The organism is Serinicoccus chungangensis (genome assembly GCF_001483745.1).
GTDB classification, from domain to species: Bacteria; Actinomycetota; Actinomycetes; order Actinomycetales; family Dermatophilaceae; genus Ornithinicoccus; species Ornithinicoccus chungangensis_A.
The window spans coordinates 33,242-54,414 of the sequence record NZ_LQBL01000027.1; the positions used below are offsets into that span (position 1 = coordinate 33,242).

Here is a 21,173-nt window from a genome sequence, read left to right on the forward strand (position 1 = left end):
CCCTGGACGCGCCGACCGGCATACCGAAGGAAGACACGCGACGTGGCAAGCACGAACGACCTGAAGAACGGCATGGTCCTCGACATGGACAACGGGCTGTGGCAGGTGCTGGAGTTCCAGCACGTCAAGCCCGGCAAGGGACCGGCCTTCGTCCGCACCAAGCTGAAGAACGTCCTGACCAACAAGATCGTGGACAAGACCTTCAACGCCGGCACCAAGGTGGAGACGGCCACGGTCGACCGGTCGGACTACCAGTACCTCTACAACGACGGTACCGACTACATCTTCATGGACGAGAAGACCTACGAGCAGGTGCCGGTCACCGCCGAGGCCATGGGGGACACCGCGCAGTACCTCCTGGAGAACAACCGGGCGATGATCGCCCAGCACGAGGGCCGCGTCCTCTACGTCGAGCTGCCGCCGTCGGTCGTCCTGGAGATCACCCACACCGACCCCGGCCTGCAGGGGGACCGCTCCACCGGCGGCACGAAGCCGGCCACCCTCGAGACCGGCGCGGAGATCCAGGTGCCGCTGTTCCTCGAGACCGGCACCAAGGTCAAGGTGGACACCCGCGACGGGTCCTACCTCGGCCGCGTGAACTGACCCGTGGCCGCACGCACCCGGGCCCGCAAGCGGGCCCTGGAGCTGCTCTTCGAGGCCGAGCAGCGCGGGATCAACGTCGGTGACCTGCTGGAGTCGCGCATCGAGACCCCGACGACGCAGCACGCGCTGCCGGACTACGCCGTCGAGATCGTCCGCGGGGTCATCGCGCACTGGGGGCAGATCGAGGAGGTCCTCGCGACCTGGTCGCAGGGGTGGAGCCTGGAGCGCATGGCGGCCGTCGACCGGGCGGCGCTGCGCGTGGGGGCCTGGGAGATCCTCTGGAACGACGAGGTGCCGGACATGGTCGCCGTCGCCGAGGCGGTCGAGCTGGTCGGTCGCATGAGCACCGACGAGTCCCCGGGCTTCGTCAACGGGCTGCTGGCCCGCATCGCCGAGGTCAAGCACACCCTCGTCTGAGCCCGCCCACCGAGCGGGTAGGCTGAGAGCCGCACCATCACGTCCTTTAACCACCGTCCAGTGAGGCGGGGAAGGAGAGTGGGCCCCATGAGCCCTGCCCGTGAGCGAGAGGCCGCCCCCCCGACGGGCGATGCCCGACCCCCCGGAGGACGTGAGGTCCTCACCGGTGACGACATCCAGCGGGCGCTCAAGCGCATCGCGCACGAGATCCTCGAGGGCAACAAGGGGCCCGACGACCTCGTGCTGCTGGGGATCCCGACCCGCGGCGTGCCGCTCGCGCACCGGCTCGCCGCCGCCGTCGCCGGTGTCGAGGGCGCCGAGGTGCCGACCGGCTCGCTGGACATCACGATGTACCGCGACGACCTGCGCAGCCAGCCGACCCGGGCCCCCGAGCCGATGAAGGTGCCCGTCGGCGGCGTCGACGGCAAGGTCGTCGTGCTCGTCGACGACGTGCTCTACTCCGGCCGCACGGTGCGGGCCGCGCTCGACAGCCTCGCCGACCTGGGGCGCCCGGCCAGCGTCCGGCTGGCGGTGCTCGTGGACCGGGGCCACCGCGAGCTGCCGATCCGCGCCGACTACGTGGGCAAGAACCTGCCGACCTCCCGCACCGAGCGGGTCATGGTGCGGCTGCACGAGGCGGACGGCGCCGAGGGGGTGTGGATCGCGTGAAGCACCTGCTCTCGATCGCCGACCTCAGCGCAGACGAGATCACCCAGATCCTCGACACCGCCGTGTCCATGCACGAGGTGCAGGACCGACAGGTCAAGAAGCTGCCCACCCTGCGCGGCCGGACCATCATCAACTTCTTCTTCGAGGACTCCACCCGCACGCGGGCGTCCTTCGAGATCGCCGGCAAGTGGATGAGCGCCGACACCATCAACCTGACCGGCAAGGGCACCTCGGTCTCCAAGGGCGAGTCGCTGCGCGACACGGTCCTGACGATCGACGCCATGGGGGTGGACATGATGATCATCCGGCACCCGGCCAGCGGCGCCCCGGCGCAGATCGCGGACTGGACGGACTGCTCGATCGTCAACGCCGGGGACGGCACCCACGAGCACCCCAGCCAGGCGCTCCTCGACGCCTACACCCTGCGCCGCGCGCTGGGCGACCTGCGCGGGCGCCACGTGGCGATCGTCGGCGACCTCACCCACTCCCGGGTGCTGCGCTCCAACCTGCTGTGCCTGCGGGCGCTGGGGGCGCAGGTGACCCTGGTGGCGCCACCGACGCTCATGCCGAGCGGGGTGGCCGCGTGGGCCGCCGCCGACGGCTTCGAGACGTCCTACGACCTCGACGCCGTCCTGCCCACCGTCGACGCCGTGATGATGCTGCGCGTGCAGCGCGAGCGGATGAGCGGGGGCTACTTCCCGACCGCCCGCGAGTATGCCGTGACCTACGGCCTCACCGCCCGTCGCCTCGGGCTGCTGCAGGACCACGCCGTCATCGCCCACCCCGGCCCCATGAACCGCGGGCTGGAGATCTCCGCGGACGCCGCGGACGCGGCCCGGTCGCTGGTGCTGGACCAGGTGAGCGCCGGTGTCGCGGTCCGGATGTCCATCCTCTACCACCTCCTCGCCGGGGAAGGAGACGCATAGTGAGCCGCACGCCCGCCCTGCTCGTCCGGGGTGCCGACCTCGCGGGGGGTGGCGCCGGCGACGTGCTCGTCGTGGACGGCACCATCCGCGCGGTCGGGACCGACGCCGCCGCCGACGCGCCCGCGGGGGTGCAGCGCCTGGACGCCGACGGTCTGGTGCTGCTCCCGGGCCTCGTCGACCTGCACACCCACCTGCGCGAGCCCGGGCGGGAGGACGCCGAGACCATCGAGACCGGTTCGCAGGCAGCCGCGGTCGGCGGTTTCACCGCCGTCCTGGCCATGGCCAACACCACCCCGGTCACGGACTCCGCCGAGGTCGCCGAGACCGTGCTCGACCTCGGGCGCCGGGCGGGCTACGTCGACGTCCACCCGGTGGGCGCGGTCACCAAGGGGCTGGCCGGGCAGGAGCTGGCCGAGCTCGGGCTGATGGCCCGCTCGCGGGCCCGGGTCCGGGTCTTCTCCGACGACGGGCGGTGCGTCGACGACGCCCGGCTCATGCGGCGGGCGCTGGAGTACGTCAAGGGCTTCGGCGGCGTCGTCTCGCAGCACGCGCAGGACCCGCGCCTGGCCGACGGCACGGCGTGCTGCCACGAGGGGGAGCTCTCCGGGCGGCTCGGGCTGCCCGGGTGGCCGGCCGTCGCCGAGGAGACGGTCGTGGCGCGGGACGTCATGCTGGCCCGGCACACCGGGTCGCGCGTCCACGTCGCCCACGTGTCGACGGCCGGGAGCGTCGAGGTCCTCCGGTGGGCCAAGGCGCAGGGGATCGCGGTGACCGCCGAGGTCACCCCGCACCACCTCATGCTCACCGAGGACGAGCTCGCCGGCTACGACCCGACCTTCAAGGTCAACCCCCCGCTGCGACCGGCCGAGGACACCCGGGCCCTGCGGGAGGCGCTCGCCGACGGCACCATCGACGCGGTCGCCACCGACCACGCGCCGCACGTGCGCCAGGACAAGGAGCACGCCTTCGCCGACGCGGCCTTCGGCATGCTCGGGCTGGAGACCGCGCTGCCCGTCGTGTCGACGGTCATGGTGGCCGAGGGCCTCATGACGTGGGCCGACGTGGCCCGCACCATGTCGGCGACCCCCGCCCGGATCGCCGGGCTGACCGACCAGGGCCGCGGGCTCACCACGGGGGCGCCGGCCAACCTCACGCTGGTCGACCCCACCCGCAGCCACACCGTGGACCGGGCGCTGTCGCGCTCCCTGTCCCGCAACAACCCCTGGCACGGCCGTCGGCTCACCGGCGCCGTGCACCTGACCATGCTCCGAGGCCAGGTCACCGCCCGCGAGGGCCTGGTGTGGGGAGCCACCTCATGACCGACGCGACGAAAGAGGCAGCGGTGACCCCAGCCCAGCCCGAGCCCGCCCTCCTCGTGCTCGAGGACGGCCGCACCTTCCGCGGAGAGGCCTACGGTGCGCGCGGGCGCACGGTCGGCGAGGCGGTCTTCTGCACCGGGATGACCGGCTACCAGGAGACGCTCACGGACCCCTCCTACCACCGCCAGGTCGTCGTCATGACGGCACCGCATATCGGCAACACCGGCGTCAACACGACGGACATGGAGAGCCGGCGCATCTGGGTCGCCGGCTTCGTGGTGCGCGACCCCGCGATCCGGCCGTCGAGCTGGCGCTCGCAGGGCGACCTCGGCCAGGCCCTGGAGCAGGCCGGCGTCGTCGGCATCAGCGGCATCGACACCCGGGCGCTGACCCGGCACCTGCGCGACCGCGGCGCCATGCGGGTCGGGGTCTTCTCCGGCGAGGCCGCCGCGGCGGGCCCGGAGGAGCTGCTGCGCCAGGTCACCGAGGCACCGCTCATGGCCGGGTCCGCCCTGGCCGCGGAGGTCTCGACCCCCGAGCCCTACGTCGTGTCCCCGCCGGACGGGGTGCCGACCCGCTTCCGCGTCGCGGCCCTCGACCTCGGCATCAAGGGGATGACCCCGGCGCAGCTGGCGCGGCGGGGGATCGAGGTCCACGTCCTGCCCAGCCGGACCAGCGCGCAGGACCTCCTGGAGCTGGAGCCGGACGGCGTCTTCTTCTCCAACGGGCCGGGTGACCCGGCGACCGCGGAGCACGAGGTCGCGCTGCTGCGGGAGGTCCTCGACCGGCGCATCCCCTTCTTCGGGATCTGCTTCGGCAACCAGCTGCTCGGTCGGGCGCTCGGGCTGGGCACCTACAAGCTGGCCTTCGGGCACCGCGGGATCAACCAGCCCGTGCTCGACCGCACCACCGGCAAGGTGGAGGTGACCAGCCACAACCACGGCTTCGCGATCGCCTGGCCGGACGGCATACCGACCGACCAGCCGGCGGACACACCCTACGGCCCGGTCCGCTGCGACCACGTGGCGCTCAACGACGACGTCGTGGAGGGGCTCTCCTGCGTGGACGTGCCGGCCTTCAGCGTGCAGTACCACCCCGAGGCCGCCGCCGGCCCGCACGACGCGGAGTACCTCTTCGACCGCTTCGTGGACCTGCTCGAGCGGCGCACCTCCACCACCACCTCCCCGAGTCCCCAGGAGTCCTGAGCGTGCCCAAGCGTGACGACATCAGCAGCGTGCTGGTGATCGGGTCCGGCCCGATCGTCATCGGCCAGGCGGCCGAGTTCGACTACTCCGGCACCCAGGCGTGCCGTGTGCTGCGCGAGGAGGGGGTGCGGGTCGTCCTCGTCAACTCCAACCCGGCGACCATCATGACGGACCCCGGGGTGGCCGACGCGACCTACGTCGAGCCCATCACGCCGGAGATCGTGGAGTCCATCATCGAGCGGGAGCGCCCGGACGCCGTGCTGGCCACCCTCGGCGGGCAGACGGCGCTCAACACCGCCATCGCCCTGCACGAGTCCGGTGCGCTCGAGCGCCTCGGTGCCCCGCTCATCGGCGCCAACGTCGAGGCGATCCAGCTGGGGGAGGACCGCCAGGCGTTCAAGGGTGTCGTCGAGCGCTGCGGCGCCGAGTCGGCCCGGTCGGCGATCTGCCACACCATGGACGAGGTGCTCGCCGCCGCCGACGACCTGGGCTACCCCGTGGTCGTGCGTCCCTCCTTCACCATGGGCGGCCTGGGCTCCGGCTTCGCCTTCGACGAGGTGAGCCTGCGGCGCATCGCCGGAGCAGGCCTGCAGGACAGCCCTACCACCGAGGTGCTGCTGGAGGAGTCCATCCTGGGGTGGAAGGAGTACGAGCTCGAGGTCATGCGCGACCGCGCCGACAACGTCGTCGTGGTCTGCTCGATCGAGAACCTCGACCCCATGGGCGTGCACACCGGTGACTCGATCACGGTCGCCCCGGCGATGACCCTGACCGACCGCGAGTACCAGCGGCTGCGCGACATCGGCATCGCCGTGATCCGCGAGGTCGGCGTCGACACCGGCGGGTGCAACATCCAGTTCGCGGTCAACCCGCAGGACGGGCGCATCATCGTCATCGAGATGAACCCCCGCGTCTCCCGGTCCTCGGCGCTCGCCTCCAAGGCGACCGGCTTCCCCATCGCCAAGATCGCGGCCAAGATGGCGCTGGGCTACACCCTGGACGAGGTCCCCAACGACATCACGACCCCCGGGGGGCTCCGCCCCCCGGGCTCCCCCCGGTCCGCCTCCGGCGAGGGGTCGTTCTACTCTGCGGCCTTCGAGCCCAGCCTGGACTACGTCGTCGTCAAGGTGCCGCGGTTCGCCTTCGAGAAGTTCCCGCTCGCCGACCCCACCCTCACCACGACGATGAAGTCGGTCGGCGAGGCGATGGCTCTCGGGCGCAGCTTCACCGAGGCGCTGCAGAAGGCGCTGCGCTCGACCGAGGCGCGGCACACGAGCTTCCACTGGCGCGAGGACGAGACGCCCACCCGGGAGATGGCGCTGGCGCTGCTGCGGCAGGCGGCCACCCCCACGGACGGCCGGCTGGTGCTGGTGCAGCAGGCGCTGCACGGCGGTGCCACCGTCGAGGAGGCGCACGAGGCCACCGGCATCGACCCGTGGTTCCTCGACCAGATCGCGGCCATCAACGACATCGCCGAGCGGGTGCGGGCCCAGGCGCGGTCGGCGACCGCGGGTCAGCTGACCCCGGAGCTGCTGCGGCTGGCCAAGCGGCACGGCTTCTCCGACGCCCAGCTCGCCCAGCTCACCGGGCTGCGCGAGGACGTCGTGCGCGGGGTGCGCCAGGCCCTGGGGGTGCGGCCGGTCTACAAGACCGTGGACACCTGCGCCGGGGAGTTCGAGGCGACCACCCCCTACCACTACTCCTCCTACGACGAGGAGACCGAGGTCGCGCCGCGGGAGCGGCCCGCCGTCATCATCCTGGGCTCGGGACCGAACCGGATCGGGCAGGGCATCGAGTTCGACTACTCCTGCGTGCACGCCTCGCTCACGCTCCAGGAGCACGGCTTCGACACGGTCATGGTCAACTGCAACCCCGAGACGGTGTCGACGGACTACGACACCTCGAGCCGGCTGTACTTCGAGCCGCTCACCCTCGAGGACGTCCTCGAGGTCGTCCAGGCGGAGCGGCAGGCCGGCCCCGTGGCCGGTGTCGTGGTGCAGCTGGGCGGGCAGACGCCTCTGGGGTTGGCCGCCGCCCTGAAGGCCGAGGGGGTGCCCATCGTCGGCACCTCGCCGGAGGCGATCCACCTCGCCGAGGACCGTGGCGCCTTCGGCCGGGTGCTGGCGCAGACCGGGCTGAGCGCCCCACGCCACGGCACGGCATACTCCGTCGACGACGCGCTGGAGGTCGCCCGGGAGATCGGGTTCCCGGTGCTCGTGCGCCCCTCCTACGTCCTCGGGGGCCGGGGTATGCAGATCGTCTACGACGAGGAGTCGCTGGCCGGCTACGTCGCCCGGGCCACGGCGGTCACCGGCGAGGAGGTCGCCCACCCCGTCCTCATCGACCGCTTCCTCGACACCGCCGTCGAGATCGACGTGGACGCGGTCTACGACGGGAGCGACCTCTACGTCGGCGGGATCATGGAGCACATCGAGGAGGCCGGCATCCACTCCGGCGACTCCGCCTGCGTGCTGCCGCCGTTCACGCTCGGCCGCTCCGAGCTGGAGGCCGTCCGGACCGCCACCCGGGCCCTGGCCGAGGCGATCGGCGTGCGCGGTCTCATCAACGTGCAGTTCGCGCTCAGCCAGGACGTCCTCTACGTGCTGGAGGCCAACCCGCGGGCCAGCCGCACGGTGCCCTTCGTCGCCAAGGCCACGGGGGTGCCGCTCGCCCAGGCCGCGGCCCGGGTCATGCTGGGCACGACCATCGAGGAGCTGCGGGCCGAGGGGGTGCTGCCGACCGGCGTCGACGGCGGGTCGCTGCCGGGGCACGCACCGTTCTCGGTCAAGGAGGCGATCCTGCCCTTCCGGCGCTTCCGCACCCAGACGGGGGAGGCCATCGACTCCATCCTCGGCCCGGAGATGCGCTCCACCGGCGAGGTGATGGGCATCGACGCCTCCTTCGGCTCGGCCTTCGCCAAGAGCCAGCTGCGGGCCGGCTCGAGCCTGCCCACCGGCGGCACGGTCTTTGTCTCGGTGGCCAACCGGGACAAGCGCTCGATGATCTTCCCGGTCAAGCGCCTGGTCGACCTCGGGTTCTCGGTGCTGGCCACGGAGGGGACGGCCGACGTGCTGCGGCGCAACGGCATACCGGCCGAGGTGGTGCACAAGCACAGCGAGGCGCGCGCGGACGGCTCGGTGCGCACGGTCGTGGACCGGATCAGCGCCGGCGAGGTGGACATGGTCATCAACACGCCCTCGGGGCGGGACGCGCGCGCGGACGGGTATGCCATCCGTGCCGCCACGACCTCGCTGGACAAGCCGATCATCACCACCGTCCAGCAGCTCGCGGTGGCCGTCCTCGGCATCGAGGCGATGCGGTCCGGGCCGCTGTCGGTGGCGCCCCTGCAGGAGCACGCGGCGCAGCTGGACCTCTTCGGTCTCCCGGCGGAGCGGTGAGCGGGGGGCGATGACCGGCGACGGGCCCGCCGGCCCGGTCCGCACGGGCGTGGTCACCCTGACCCGGCCGGCGGGGGCCTTCGACGTCGTGAGCCTGTCGGTCCCCGCCGGGCCGGACTGGGCGGCGGCGCGGCCCGGGCAGTTCCTCGTGGTGCCCGGTGACCCGGGCCGCGGGGACGCCCTGCCCGGCCTGCACTGGCTGGCCGACGTCTCGGTCGACCCCGTCCACGGGACCGTGGTCGAGGTCGCCGTCCCGGTGGGCGACGGCTGGGACCTCGGCCACCGCCTGCGCCTCGTCGGCCCCCTCGGACGGGGGTTCGGCGTCCCGACGGACGCGGTCCCGGCGCTGGTCGTGGGGCACGGGGGGTCGACGGTGCCGCTGCGCTGGCTGGTGGCGCGGCTGCGGGCCCGGGGGTGCACGGTGCACGTCGTGCTGTCCGCGGACGACCCGGACGAGCACTTCGAGGTGGCCTCCCTGCGCCGGCTGGCCGCCAGCGTCCGGCTGACCACGGAGCAGGAGCTGGGCCGGGTGGCGACGACGGTGCTCGAGCTCGAGTCGCGCATCGGCGTGGTCTACGCCGCCGGGCCGCGGGTGTCGGTCCGCCGGGTCGCGCAGGCCGCGGTGGCGGCCGGGCGGCCCGCGCGGGTGAGCGCGCTCGACCTCGCCGAGCCGCTGCTGTGCGGCACGGGGCTGTGCGGCCAGTGCGACCTCGAGGTGGACCGCGACGCCGGGGGACGGTCGCTGCGACCCTGCCTGGAGGGGCCCGTGGTGCCGGGGGAGCAGGTGCTCGATGCGTCGCGGTGACGGTCTGCCCGGGGTGTGGATCGCGCCCGGGGCGGTGGACGACCCGCGGGGGCTGCTGCGCTTCGGTCCGCTCGACGGGGTGGCCGTGCCCGTCGGCCCGGTCGTCGGGGGCCGTGGCGGACGGGGCGCCGCCGCCGTGCACGGCACCGGCCCCGGTGGTGTCGAGCACGACGAGGCACCCGGCCTCGACCTGGTGGAGGCCGTGGACCGGCTGCGGTGGTGCGCCACCCGCGACCTGCGCGCGCTCGTCGCGGTGCGGGGCACCACCCCGGGGGAGCCGGCCACGCTGGCCGGTCGCCTGTGCCGCGGGCTGGAGGGCGACGCGGTCGCCGCCGTCGAGGTCGACCTCCGGGGTGCCGACGACCAGCACTGCCTCCGGGTCCTGGCCCGGGTCCGCGAGGAGACGCCGCGCGACCTGCTGCTGCTGGCCCGGCTGTCGGCCCTCCACCCCGACCTCGTGGGCTGCGCCCGTGCGGCGGTCGCCGGAGGAGCGGGCGCCGTGGTGGTGTGCGGGGCGGTCCCGCTCGGCCCGGGACGCTGGTGGTCCGGGGCCTCGACGGCGGCGTTGTCCCGCTCGGGCGTCCGGACCCTGGCCCGGGCCGCCGCCGAGCAGCGCTGGCCGGCGGTGCCGGTCGTCGCCGCCGGCGGGGTCCACGACGTCTCCTCGGCGCGGGCCGCCCTCCGCGAGGGGGCGCAGGCCGTCCAGCTGGGGTCCGCGCTCTGGGCGGACCCGACCGTGCTCTGGGCCGTGCTGGACGGCCTGGGCACGCCCACCGGCACCGACCCGCGAACCGGCACCGACCCGCGAACGGGCACCGACCCGCGAACGGGTACCGACCTGCCCACCGGCCGCGAGACCCCGACCGCCAGCATCACCGACACCCACCCCGAGGAGAGCGGATGACCCACGTGGACGACGGCGAGCACCCCCCGCCCGCGACCCCGGAGAGGTTCGGTCTGCGCCTGCACCGGGCCCTCGCCGAGCACGGCCCCCTGTGCGTGGGGATCGACCCCCACCGCGAGCTGCTCGACGCCTGGGGGCTGCCCGACTCCCCGGACGGCCTGCGCGAGTTCTGCGCGATCGTCCTGGCCGCGGCCACCGGCCGGTGCGCCGCGGTGAAGCCGCAGTCCGCCTTCTTCGAGCGCCACGGGTCGGCGGGCGTCGCGGTCCTGGAGGAGCTGCTGGGGCAGGCGCGGCGACGAGGTCTGCTCACCATCCTCGACGCCAAGCGGGGTGACATCGGCAGCACGATGCAGGGCTACGCGCAGGCCTACCTCGGACCGGGCGCCCCGCTGTCCGCGGACGCGCTGACCCTGAGCCCCTACCTCGGCTACGAGGCACTGCGGCCCGCCGTGGACCTGGCCCGCGACGCCGGCCGCGGTGCCTTCGTGCTCGTGCGCACGTCGAATCCTGAGGCGGCCCAGGTCCAGTCCGTGGGGCGGCCCAGCGTCGCCGCCCGGGTCCTGGCCGGTGTCGGCCACGACAACCGCGGCCAGGAGCCGTGCGGGGACATCGGCGTCGTCGTCGGTGCGACGGTCGACCTCGCGGACGAGCAGCTGGGGCTGGCCGAGGCCCTCGCGCCCGTCCTCGCCCCGGGGGTGGGTGCGCAGGGGGCGGACGAGCACGACGTCGCCCGGTCCTTCGCCGCCGTCCGGGGACGGGTGCTGGTGCCCGTGTCGCGGGCGGTGCTGGGCGCGGGTCCGGCAGGCGTGGAGGCCGAGGTCGGGCGCTGGGCCGAACGGTTGGCCACGGCGCTGGGCCGCGACTGAGGCCGCGAGCGAGCGGGGCGGCCGACCGGACCGCCCCGGCGGCCCGCTCCTGCGCGGTGCCGGGTGCCGCGGGTTGGCACGGCGGGCGGAGGGTCGCTATGTTCGTCGGCACCAGGGTTCCCTGGCACTGGATGACAAGGAGTAGGACCGTGGCCCTTCCCGAGCTGACGCCGGAGCAACGCGCCGACGCGCTGGCCAAGGCTGCTGCCGCCCGTCGTGAGCGTGCAGCCGTCAAGAACCGCCTGAAGAACTCCCAGGGCTCCCTCAAGGACGTCATCGCCGAGGGCAAGGAGAACGACGTCATCGGCAAGATGAAGGTCTCGGCCCTGCTGGAGTCCATGCCCGGCGTGGGCCGGGTGCGCGCGCGGCAGCTCATGGAGGAGATCGGCATCTCCGAGAGCCGGCGTGTCCGAGGGCTGGGCGCCAACCAGGTGCACCACCTGCTCGACCACTTCAGCGGCCGCTGAGCACCGCGGCCGAGCCCGGGGCGAGCCCCGGCACGAAGCGACGCCTGGTGGTGCTGGCCGGCCCCACGGCGGTGGGCAAGGGCACCGTGGCCAGCTACGTCCGGGAGCACCACCCGGCGGTGTGGCTCTCGGTGTCGGCGACCACCCGCCCGCCCCGGCCCGGCGAGGTCGAGGGCACGCACTACTTCTTCGTCGACGACCGCGAGTTCGACCGGCTGCAGGCCTCCGGGCAGCTGCTGGAGTCGGCCACGGTGCACGGACGCGCCCGCTACGGCACCCCGCGGGGACCGGTGGACCAGGCGCTCGCGCAGGGTCGGCCGGCGCTCCTGGAGATCGACCTGCAGGGAGCGCGGCAGGTGCGGCAGGCCATGCCGGAGGCGTTGTTCGTCTTCCTGGCCCCGCCGAGCTGGGAGGAGCTGGTCCAGCGGCTCGTGGGCCGGGGGACCGAGACGGAGGCGGAACGCACGGCCCGGCTGAGCACCGCGCGGACCGAGCTGGCGGCGGCCCAGGAGTTCGACGTGACCATCGTCAACGACGATGTCGCCCGGGCCGCCGAGGAACTCGTATCATTGATGGTTGACCCCCGAGCTAAGGACTGAGACGAACGTGAGTGGAACCGGCACCATCGCCCACCCGGACGGCATCACCAACCCGCCCATCGACAGCCTGCTGCAGCGCGCCGACAGCAAGTACGCCCTCGTCATCTACGCCGCGAAGCGCGCCCGGCAGATCAACGCCTACTACTCCCAGCTGAGCGAGGGCCTGCTGGAGTACGTCGGCCCCCTCGTCGAGGCCGAGGCCACCGACAAGCCGCTGTCGATCGCCCTGCACGAGATCGACCAGGGCAAGCTGCACACCAGCTCCCCGGAGAGCTGAGCAGGACCCGGCGGGCGAGGAGCGACGGCACCGGTATGCGTGTGGTCCTGGGCGTCGCGGGGGGCATCGCCGCCTACAAGGCGTGCTCGGTGCTCCGGCTGCTGACCGAGGCCGGGCACGAGGTCACCGTCGTGCCGACCGCCTCCGCGCTGCGCTTCGTCGGCGCCCCCACCTGGGAGGCCCTCAGCGGACGACCCGTCTCCAGCGAGGTCTGGGACGACGTGCCGCAGGTGCCGCACGTGCGGCTCGGCCAGCAGGCCGACCTGGTGCTCGTGGCGCCGGCGACCGCCGACCTGGTGGCGCGGGCCGCCCACGGGCTGGCCGACGACCTGCTCACCTCCACGCTGCTCACCGCACGCTGCCCCGTCGTGCTGGCCCCGGCCATGCACACCGAGATGTGGCTGCACCCGGCCACGGCCGCCAACGTCGAGACGCTGCGGTCCCGGGGGGTGCGCGTCGTGGACCCGGCCTCGGGCCGGCTCACCGGCGCCGACACCGGCCCCGGCCGGCTCCCGGAGCCCGAGGAGATCGTCGCCGCGGCGCTGGAGGCCGTGGGGGAGCGGGCCCCGGCCGCGCACGTGCAGCGTGACCTGGAGGGTCGCCACGTCGTCGTGACCGCCGGGGGGACCCGCGAGCCGCTGGACCCCGTGCGCTTCCTCGGCAACCGGTCCTCGGGCAAGCAGGGCTACGCGGTCGCGGCCGAGGCCGCGGCCCGGGGAGCCCGGGTCAGCCTGGTCAGCGCCAACGTCTCCCTCGCCGTCCCCGACGGCTGCGACCTCCTCGAGGTGGGCACCGCGCTGGAGCTGCAGGAGCAGGTCGGGTCCCTCGTCGAGGGCGGGGGCGTCGACGCCGTCGTCATGGCGGCCGCTGTCGCCGACTTCCGGCCCGCGGACTACGCCGAGGCCAAGATCAAGAAGACGCACGGTCCGGACGACGAGACGGCACCGACCATCGAGCTCGTCCGCAACCCCGACGTCCTCGCCGGCCTGGTGCGGGCCCGCGGTGGCGGGCGCCGCCCCTACCTCGTCGGGTTCGCCGCCGAGACCGGTGACGCCACGGGCGACGTCCTCTCCCTGGCGCGGACCAAGCTGGAGCGCAAGGGCTGCGACCTGCTGGTCGCCAACGAGGTCGGCACCGACAGGACGTTCGGCCGCGACGACACCACGGTCCACCTGCTGCAACCCGGGCAGGACGAGGTCGAGACCGTCGGACCGGCCACCAAGACGCTGGTCGCCCGGGCGATATGGGACCGCGTCGCCTCCTCGCTGAGCTAGCGTCCCCGGGCAGGTCCGGGCGACCGGGGACCCGCAGGGAGCGCCGCTGCGGACCGTGCCGGGTGTGTCCGGGCCGACCCGTAGACTCACCGGCGTTCAGTCAGCAGCCGCTGCCCCGAAGGAGTCGTGCATGATCCGCCTGTTCACCTCGGAGTCCGTGACCGAGGGCCACCCCGACAAGATCTGCGACCAGATCAGCGACGCGATCCTCGACGACCTGCTCGCCCAGGACCCGCAGTCCCGCGTCGCGGTGGAGACCATGGTGACGACGGGGCTCGTGCACGTGGCGGGGGAGGTCCGGACCCAGGGCTACGCCAACATCGCTCAGCTCGTGCGGCAGACCATCCTCGACATCGGCTATGACAACTCCCACAAGGGCTTCGACGGCCGGACCTGCGGGGTGGAGATCTCCATCGGCGACCAGTCCATCGACATCGCCACCGGCGTCGACGACGCGGTGCTGAGCCGGGGGGCGGCCGACGCCGACCCGTTCGACCAGCAGGGCGCCGGGGACCAGGGCCTGATGTTCGGCTACGCCTGCGACGACACCCCCGAGCTCATGCCCCTCCCGGCCTTCCTGGCCCACCGCCTGGCGGAGCAGCTGGCCGCGGTGCGCAAGAGCGGTGAGCTGGACTACCTGCGCCCGGACGGCAAGACCCAGGTCACCATCGCCTACGACGGCGACACCGCCGTCCGGCTGGACACCGTGGTGCTGTCCACCCAGCACGCCGCGGGCATCGACCTCGCCGACCAGCTCACCCCGGACATCCGCGAGCGGGTCATCACCCCGGTGCTGGAGCAGGCCCACGAGGCGGGGGTGGAGCTCAAGACCGACGGATACCGCATGCTCGTCAACCCCACGGGGGTCTTCACCATCGGTGGCCCCATGGGCGACGCCGGGCTGACCGGGCGCAAGGTCATCGTCGACACCTACGGCGGGATGGCCCGGCACGGGGGCGGGGCCTTCTCGGGCAAGGACCCGTCCAAGGTCGACCGCAGCGCCGCCTACGCCATGCGCTGGGTCGCCAAGAACGTCGTGGCCGCCGGCCTGGCCCGCCGGTGCGAGATCCAGGTGGCCTACGCCATCGGATACCCCCACCCGGTCGGCCTCTACGTCGAGACCTTCGGCACCGAGACCGTGCCCGTCGAGGCGATCCAGCAGGCGGTCACGCAGGTCTTCGACCTGCGTCCCGCGGCGCTGGTCGACCAGCTCGACCTGCTGCGCCCCATCTACCGTCCCACCGCGGCCTACGGCCACTTCGGCCGGACCCAGGCCCCCGGGCTCACGGACGGCTTCACCTGGGAGCGCCTGGACCGGGTGGACGCGCTGCGCTCCGCGGTCTGAGTCGCAGGAGGGGGCGATGAGCGAGCAGCTCGAGCTGGTCCCCGCGCCCCCGGCGGCCACCCCGCGCCGCCGGGCCCGCACCCCCGCCTCCGACGTGCCCCTGGCGGCGGAGGACCCGGTCGCCACCGTGCTCGTGGACACCCCGCTGGCCCACCTCGACCGGCCGTTCGAGTACGCCGTCCCCGCCGAGCTGGCGCAGAGCGCCCGCCCGGGGGTCCGGGTCCGGGTGCGCTTCGCCGGTCGGGACCACGACGGCTACCTCCTCACCCGGACCGCGACGGCCGAGCACCCCGGCCGGCTGGCCCCGCTCCGCACGGTCGTCAGCCCGGAGCCGGTCCTCACCCCCGGGGTGCTCGCCGCGGCCCGCGCGGTCGCCGACCACTACGGCGGCACCCTGGCCGACACCGTGCGCCTCGCGGTCCCGCCCCGGCACGCGCGGGCCGAGCGGTCGGTCGCCCCGGAGGCGGAGCCGGACGGGCGCACGCCCGACCCCGGCGCGTCCGACCCTGACCCGGCGGATCATCCCGCACCCGACCCCGCGGCGACGAGCCCGTCACCAGAGCAGGGATGGGAGGCCTACCCCGCCGGACCGGCGCTGCTGCGCCGCCTGCGCGCGGGGCAGGCTCCGGCGGCGTCGTGGCTCGCGCTGCCGGGGGAGGAGCCCGCGCACGACTGGCCACGGGCGGTCGCCGCGGCGGTGCGCCAGACCGTCCTGGGCGGGCGAGGTGCCCTGGTCGTCGTCCCCGACCGTCGTGACGTCGACCGCGTGCTGGGGGCGGTGGAGGAGGCCGTCGGCCCGGACCAGGTCGTGCGCCTCACGGCGGACCTCGGCCCGGAGGCGAGGTATGCCGCCTTCCTCCGGGTGCTGCGCGGGCACGCCACGGTGGTCGTCGGCACCCGGGCCTCCGCCTTCGCCCCGGTGCGGCGGCTGGGGCTGGTCGTGTGCTGGGACGAGGCCGACGACCTGCACCAGGAGCCCCGTGCCCCCTACCCGCACACCCGCGAGGTCCTGCGGGTGCGCGCCCGTTCCGCGGGAGCAGGTCTGCTGCTAGGCGGGTTCACCCGCAGCGTCGTCGTGCAACGGTGGGTCCAGGAGGGGATGCTCGCGCCGGTGACCGCCGGGCACGAACGCCTGCGGGAGCACGCACCGCGGGTGGTGGTGGCCGGGGAGGGGCACCAGGAGGAGCGGGACGCCGCTGCGCGGACGGCGCGGCTGCCCGGTGTCGCGGTGCGTGCGCTGCGCGCCGGGCTCGAGCGGGGGCCCGTCCTCGTCCAGGTCCCCCGGCAGGGGTATGTCCTCGGGCTGGCCTGCCAGGACTGCCGGACGCGGCTGCGGTGCGGCGTCTGCCACGGGCCGGTGGGGGCCGGGCACCGCCGCGCTCCGGCGTCCTGCCGGTGGTGCGGGACCGAGCTGGCCCCCGAGCACCCGTGCGAGGAGTGCGGCTCGCTGCGCCGGCGCACCACCGGGGTGGGGGAGCGGCGCACGGCCGAGGAGCTGGGGCGCGCCTTCCCGGGCATCCGGGTGGTGTCCTCGGGGGGCGAGCACGTCGTGGACGAGGTCGGTGACACCCCGGCCCTCGTCGTGGCCACCCCCGGGGCCGAGCCCTGGTGCGCCGGCGGCTACGGCGCCGTGGTGCTCCTCGACGGGTGGCGGCTGCTCGAGCGGCCCTCCCTGGACGCCGCCCAGGAGGCGCTGCGCCGCTGGTGCGGTGCGGCGGCCCTGGCCCGGCCGGTGACCGGCGCGCCGGGGCACCGGCGGGAGGTCGGCGTCGTCCTGTGCGGCGTCCCGCCGCACGGTTCGGTCCCGGCCGTCGAGGCGCTGGTGCGCTGGGACCCGGCCTGGCTGGCCGCCCGGGAGCTGTCCGACCGCGCCGAGCTGGGGCTGCCGCCGCTCGTCCGGCACGTGGAGGTCACCGGACCGGCCGGGGCCGTCGACCAGGCGGCCCGGGCCCTGGTCGCCGCCGGGATGCAGCTGCTCGGCACCCTGCCCACGACCGACACCACGGCCGCGGATCCGGGCGCAGGCCAGGCCCCGCAGGTCAGGGCCACGCTCAGCCAGGGTCAGGGGCGGGCCCCCGAGGCGGTCCGGTCGGTGCGGGCCGACCGCAGCGCCCGCAAGACCCGGGACGTCGTCCGTCTCCGGATCGACCCGGACGACGGAGCCTGAACCGCATGCGGGACGGCGGACGAGGGGCTGGCAGGCCCTGCGTCACCAGCCCACGCGCTTGACGCAGCGTCAGTCCTACGGAAGTCTCAAAAGGGTAACGATCGCGTCACCGTGTGGGCACGGTAGTGGCGTCGGGCGCGGACGCGTGCCTAAGTTGCATCTGCAACCCCCCGGTGCGTCATCAGAGCATGCGGTGGACCACCACGGTCCGTACCGCGAGACGCCCATTCACTAGGAGGAACATTGAAGATCAGGCGCGCGACCATGGCCGTCGTGGCCGCCGGTGCCCTGGCGCTGGCCGGCTGCACGTCCGACTCCGGGTCGGAGGACAACGACACCGCGGCCGAGGGCGGCGGCGAGGAGGACATGTCCGAGGACACCGGCGACGCCGGTGACGGCTCGGAGGACTCCGGTGACATGGGCGGCGAGGAGGCCGACACCGCCCGCGCCGACCTGGGCGACATCACCACCAACGACGACTCGGTGTCCTTCTCCAGCGGCGCCGAGGAGTACAACGCCTACAACGGCGACACCGCGGCGACGAACTCGACCTACAACGCGGTGGTCAACAACCAGCTGCAGTCCGGCTTCTGGTACTGGGGCACCGACGGCACGATCTACCCCAACGAGTGGTTCGGCTCCTACGAGCGGACCTCCGAGGACCCGCTGACCGTCGAGTACACCATCTCCGACGACGCGGTGTGGTCCGACGGCACGCCCATCACCTCCAACGACTTCCTGCTCTCCTGGGCGTCGACCAACCCCGAGTCCATGGGCGGTGCCGAGGAGCTCGGCTTCGACCCGGTCTCCACGTGGTCCACCTACGCGACCGACGGTCTGGAGACCGAGGTCGGCTCCAAGGAGTTCACGGTCGTCTACCCCGAGCCCTACCCGGACTGGGAGATTGCTGTGGTCCCGCCACTCCCGGCCCACGTCGCGGCGGAGCAGGGCGGGCTGGAGCCGGACGAGCTCGCGCAGGCCATCCTCGACGGTGACGCCGAGACCGTGTCCCAGGTGTCCGAGTTCTGGAACACCGGCTGGCTGTTCCCGAACTACCAGGTCGAGGACGAGGCGCTGGTGCCCTCCTCGGGCCCGTACACCCTCGAGGGTGCGGCCTGGGAGAGCGGCAACCAGCTCGCCCTGGTCCCCAACGAGAACTTCTTCGGCCCGGCGCCGGCGACCGGCAACCTGGTCTTCAAGTTCGCCGCCCCGGAGACGCATGTCCAGGCCCTGCAGAACGGCGACATCAACGTCATCGAGCCGCAGGCCACGGTGGACACCCGCCAGCAGCTCGAGGGCATGGGCGACATGGTCGCGGTCGAGGACAACCAGCAGATGACCTGGGAGCACCTGGACTTCAACTTCGCCGAGAGCTCGGTCTTCAGCGACGAGAACGGTGGCCTGGCCGCCCGTGAGGCGTTCGCCATGTGCGTCCCGCGGCAGAACATCATCGACAACCTCATCGCCCCGATCGCGGAGGACGCCCAGGTGCTCAACGCCCGTGAGCGCTTCCCGTTCCAGGAGGACTACCAGGAGCTCGTGGACGCGGCCTACGACGGCCGTTACGACGAGGTCGACATCGAGGGTGCCTCGGCCAAGCTCGAGGAGGCCGGCCTGGACAACCCCGAGGTCCGCATCGGCTACTCGGCGCCCAACCAGCGCCGCACCGAGCAGGTGGCGCAGATCAAGTCCTCGTGCGACGAGGCCGGCTTCAACATCGTCGACGCCGGCAACCCGGACTTCTTCGAGGCCGGCGGCACGCTGGAGTCGGGTGACTGGGAGGTCGCGCTGTTCGCCTGGGCCGGCTCGGGCCAGATCGCCTCGGGCGAGCCGATCTACTCCACCGGTGGGTCGCAGAACTTCGGCGGCTTCTCCAACGAGGAGGTCGACGCCGCCTGGGACACCCTGGCCAGCTCGGTCGACCCCGAGGTCCACATGGAGCAGCTGAAGATCATCGAGAAGGCCCTGTGGGACGACCTGTACGGCATCCCGCTGTTCACCCACCCGGGCATCGTCGGCTACGACAGCACGCTGGAGAACGTCCGGCCGACCTCGGTCCAGACCGGTGTCTCCTGGAACGCCGACCAGTGGGTCCGCGCCAACTGAGTCACCTGAGGTCACGGTGAGCACCACCTCATACCGTCGACCGCCACGCTGAGGGGCGGGAGGGCCACGTGCCCTCCCGCCCCTGGCATGTCCTCCCTCCCTCGCCCTCGACGTGCTGCAGCACGGCGACCCATGGCGCGACACGCGCCGCAGGTCGACGTCACCCGCACCCAGCGTCAGGGGTTAGAGTCTGCGGGCAGTCAGTCACACCGCCGTGGACCCTCACCGCAAAGGTTCGAACCCGTGCTCCCATTCATCCTCCGCAGGATCGCGATCTCGACGCTGATCCTGTTCCTGGGCTCCGTGCTGATGTACGTCCTCACGATCAACTCGGCCGACCCGCTACAGGACCTGCGCGAGTCCCGGGCCGAGAACCGTGAGCAGCTCATGCAGGCCCGGATCGACAACATGGGCCTGGACCTGCCGTGGTGGCAGCGCTACCTCGGCTGGCTGACCGGGGTGAGCAAGTGCTTCGTGCTGCAGTGCGACCTGGGCACCACACGGGACGGGTCCGACGTCAACGCCCTGCTGCTCTCCTCGGCCGGGGCCAGCCTGCGGCTGGTGACCGTCGCGACCTTCCTCGCCATCTTCATCGGGGTGGCGCTGGGCGTGCTGTCCGCGATCCGGCAGTACTCCGGCTTCGACTACGCCATCACCTTCGGTGCCTTCCTCTTCTACTCCCTCCCGGTGTTCTGGGCCGCGGTGCTGCTCAAGGACTTCGGCGCCATCCGGTTCAACAACTGGATCGCGGACCCAACGGTGTCCACCACAGCGACCGCCGTCGTCGCCCTGGTGTTCGCCCTCGCCCTGGCGTCGGTGCTCGGGGGGAGCCTGCGACGGCAGCTGGTGACCGGGCTGGTGACCTTCGCCGTGGTGTTCGGACTCGTCTTCGCCTTCGACCAGGTCACCTGGTGGGTGCAGCCGGCGCTCGGGCTCCCGCTCATCCTTGTGGGGGCGCTGGGGGCCCTCGGCTTCATGCTCGTCATGACCGTCGGCCTGTCGAACCGCAAGATCCTGTATGCCGGGCTCGTCACCATCGGCCTGGGGCTGGTGTCCTACGTCGTCACCGGCCCCATCCTCGAGGACCCGGCCAACTGGTGGGTCGTGTTCGCCCTGCTCGGTGTCACGGTGCTGGTGGGGCTCGCCGTCGGCTGGGTCATGGGCGGCTACGAGCGACGCACCGCCATGGTCGTCAGCGTCGGCACCGCGATCGGGATGGCCTTCCTCGTCTTCATGGACCGCCTGCTCCGGGGCTGGGCCGGCTTCCTCGAGCTCGCGGGCAACCGTCCGGTCAGCACCATCGGCGAGAACCGCATCATCCCGGAGCGGTTCACCGGAGACTTCTGGGAGGGCATCTTCAACTGGGGGGTCCAGCTGGTGCTCCCGACCATCGTCCTCACCCTCATCTCCATCGCCTCCTACAGCCGCTACACGCGTGGGTCCATGCTGGAGACGATCAACCAGGACTACATCCGCACCGCGCGGTCCAAGGGCCTCTCGGACCGGGTGGTCTTCACCAAGCACGCCCTGCGCAACGCGCTCATCCCCATCACGACGATCGTGGCCTTCGACTTCGCCTCGCTGCTGGGGGGCGCGGTCATCACCGAGACGATCTTCGGCTGGCGGGGGCTCGGCGCGATGTTCCGGCTCGGCCTCGACACCGTCGATCCCAACCCGGTCATGGCCTACTACCTCGTCGCAGGAGGTGCCGCGGTCATGATGAACATGCTGGCCGACATCGCCTACGCCTCGCTCGACCCACGGATCCGGCGGTGAGCCCCGCCAGGCCTCCCGCAGTGGCGGCCCTCCCGACCCTTCCCACCGAC

The 21,173-nt window shown here is 73.2% G+C and carries 18 protein-coding genes; all 18 read left to right on the forward strand.

Features of this window, described 5'->3' with window-relative positions:
- Positions 1-42: 42 nt before the first annotated feature.
- Entirely contained in the window at positions 43-603 is a 561-nt protein-coding gene (gene efp / locus AVL62_RS07245) for an elongation factor P (protein WP_058890988.1), read from the forward strand.
- Positions 604-606: 3 nt separating this feature from the next.
- Entirely contained in the window at positions 607-1,020 is a 414-nt protein-coding gene (gene nusB / locus AVL62_RS07250) for a transcription antitermination factor NusB (RefSeq protein WP_058890989.1), read from the forward strand.
- Between the two features lie 87 nt (positions 1,021-1,107).
- The gene (gene pyrR, locus AVL62_RS07255) at positions 1,108-1,689 is read left to right on the forward strand and encodes a bifunctional pyr operon transcriptional regulator/uracil phosphoribosyltransferase PyrR (RefSeq protein ID WP_083518778.1); all 582 of its coding nucleotides are present in this window, start codon (positions 1,108-1,110) and stop codon (positions 1,687-1,689) included.
- Positions 1,686-2,615, forward strand: a complete 930-nt coding sequence (locus tag AVL62_RS07260) for an aspartate carbamoyltransferase catalytic subunit (RefSeq protein ID WP_058890990.1) — start codon at positions 1,686-1,688, stop codon at positions 2,613-2,615. Before pyrR ends, AVL62_RS07260 begins: the two co-directional genes overlap by 4 nt.
- On the forward strand, positions 2,615-3,934 hold the full coding sequence (locus AVL62_RS07265) for a dihydroorotase (RefSeq protein WP_058890991.1): 1,320 nt from the start codon (positions 2,615-2,617) through the stop codon (positions 3,932-3,934). The genes AVL62_RS07260 and AVL62_RS07265 overlap by 1 nt, the downstream gene beginning before the upstream one ends.
- Positions 3,931-5,139: a glutamine-hydrolyzing carbamoyl-phosphate synthase small subunit gene (carA, locus tag AVL62_RS07270; RefSeq protein ID WP_058891214.1), complete on the forward strand. Its 1,209-nt coding sequence runs from the start codon at positions 3,931-3,933 to the stop codon at positions 5,137-5,139. The genes AVL62_RS07265 and carA overlap by 4 nt, the downstream gene beginning before the upstream one ends.
- Before the next feature lie 2 nt (positions 5,140-5,141).
- The gene (gene carB, locus AVL62_RS07275) at positions 5,142-8,537 is read left to right on the forward strand and encodes a carbamoyl-phosphate synthase large subunit (RefSeq protein ID WP_058890992.1); all 3,396 of its coding nucleotides are present in this window, start codon (positions 5,142-5,144) and stop codon (positions 8,535-8,537) included.
- A gap of 10 nt (positions 8,538-8,547) precedes the next feature.
- Positions 8,548-9,342: a hypothetical protein gene (locus AVL62_RS07280; RefSeq protein ID WP_058890993.1), complete on the forward strand. Its 795-nt coding sequence runs from the start codon at positions 8,548-8,550 to the stop codon at positions 9,340-9,342.
- Positions 9,329-10,246: a hypothetical protein gene (locus AVL62_RS07285; RefSeq protein ID WP_058890994.1), complete on the forward strand. Its 918-nt coding sequence runs from the start codon at positions 9,329-9,331 to the stop codon at positions 10,244-10,246. Before AVL62_RS07280 ends, AVL62_RS07285 begins: the two co-directional genes overlap by 14 nt.
- Positions 10,243-11,112, forward strand: a complete 870-nt coding sequence (pyrF, locus tag AVL62_RS07290; RefSeq protein WP_058890995.1) for an orotidine-5'-phosphate decarboxylase — start codon at positions 10,243-10,245, stop codon at positions 11,110-11,112. Before AVL62_RS07285 ends, pyrF begins: the two co-directional genes overlap by 4 nt.
- 149 nt (positions 11,113-11,261) lie before the next feature.
- Entirely contained in the window at positions 11,262-11,579 is a 318-nt protein-coding gene (mihF, locus tag AVL62_RS07295; protein WP_058890996.1) for an integration host factor, actinobacterial type, read from the forward strand.
- 47 nt (positions 11,580-11,626) lie between these two features.
- A complete protein-coding gene (gmk, locus tag AVL62_RS07300; protein ID WP_083518779.1) occupies positions 11,627-12,178 on the forward strand; it encodes a guanylate kinase in 552 nt (183 codons plus the stop codon).
- A 7-nt stretch (positions 12,179-12,185) separates the two neighbouring features.
- A complete protein-coding gene (rpoZ, locus tag AVL62_RS07305; protein WP_058890998.1) occupies positions 12,186-12,455 on the forward strand; it encodes a DNA-directed RNA polymerase subunit omega in 270 nt (89 codons plus the stop codon).
- Between the two features lie 35 nt (positions 12,456-12,490).
- A complete protein-coding gene (gene coaBC, locus AVL62_RS07310) occupies positions 12,491-13,729 on the forward strand; it encodes a bifunctional phosphopantothenoylcysteine decarboxylase/phosphopantothenate--cysteine ligase CoaBC (protein ID WP_058890999.1) in 1,239 nt (412 codons plus the stop codon).
- A gap of 130 nt (positions 13,730-13,859) precedes the next feature.
- Positions 13,860-15,074, forward strand: coding sequence for a methionine adenosyltransferase (gene metK / locus AVL62_RS07315; RefSeq protein WP_058891000.1), 1,215 nt, complete (start codon positions 13,860-13,862; stop codon positions 15,072-15,074).
- 16 nt (positions 15,075-15,090) lie between these two features.
- On the forward strand, positions 15,091-17,241 hold the full coding sequence (locus AVL62_RS07320) for a hypothetical protein (protein WP_083518780.1): 2,151 nt from the start codon (positions 15,091-15,093) through the stop codon (positions 17,239-17,241).
- A 264-nt stretch (positions 17,242-17,505) separates the two neighbouring features.
- The gene (locus tag AVL62_RS07325; RefSeq protein ID WP_083518781.1) at positions 17,506-19,347 is read left to right on the forward strand and encodes an ABC transporter substrate-binding protein; all 1,842 of its coding nucleotides are present in this window, start codon (positions 17,506-17,508) and stop codon (positions 19,345-19,347) included.
- A 243-nt stretch (positions 19,348-19,590) separates the two neighbouring features.
- Entirely contained in the window at positions 19,591-21,123 is a 1,533-nt protein-coding gene (locus AVL62_RS07330) for an ABC transporter permease (RefSeq protein ID WP_058891002.1), read from the forward strand.
- The last annotated feature ends 50 nt before the right edge of the window (positions 21,124-21,173 follow it).

Bases quoted from the DNA above. Each gene is read 5' to 3' on its own strand.
- AVL62_RS07320 (WP_083518780.1), top strand. From the start codon at position 15,091: ATGAGCGAGCAGCTCGAGCTGGTCCCCGCGCCCCCGGCGGCCACCCCG.
- AVL62_RS07285 (WP_058890994.1), top strand. From the start codon at position 9,329: ATGCGTCGCGGTGACGGTCTGCCCGGGGTGTGGATCGCGCCCGGGGCG.
- AVL62_RS07280 (WP_058890993.1), top strand. From the start codon at position 8,548: ATGACCGGCGACGGGCCCGCCGGCCCGGTCCGCACGGGCGTGGTCACC.
- AVL62_RS07325 (WP_083518781.1), top strand. From the start codon at position 17,506: ATGGCCGTCGTGGCCGCCGGTGCCCTGGCGCTGGCCGGCTGCACGTCC.
- metK (WP_058891000.1), top strand. From the start codon at position 13,860: ATGATCCGCCTGTTCACCTCGGAGTCCGTGACCGAGGGCCACCCCGAC.
- coaBC (WP_058890999.1), top strand. From the start codon at position 12,491: ATGCGTGTGGTCCTGGGCGTCGCGGGGGGCATCGCCGCCTACAAGGCG.
- pyrR (WP_083518778.1), top strand. From the start codon at position 1,108: ATGAGCCCTGCCCGTGAGCGAGAGGCCGCCCCCCCGACGGGCGATGCC.
- carA (WP_058891214.1), top strand. From the start codon at position 3,931: ATGACCGACGCGACGAAAGAGGCAGCGGTGACCCCAGCCCAGCCCGAG.
- pyrF (WP_058890995.1), top strand. From the start codon at position 10,243: ATGACCCACGTGGACGACGGCGAGCACCCCCCGCCCGCGACCCCGGAG.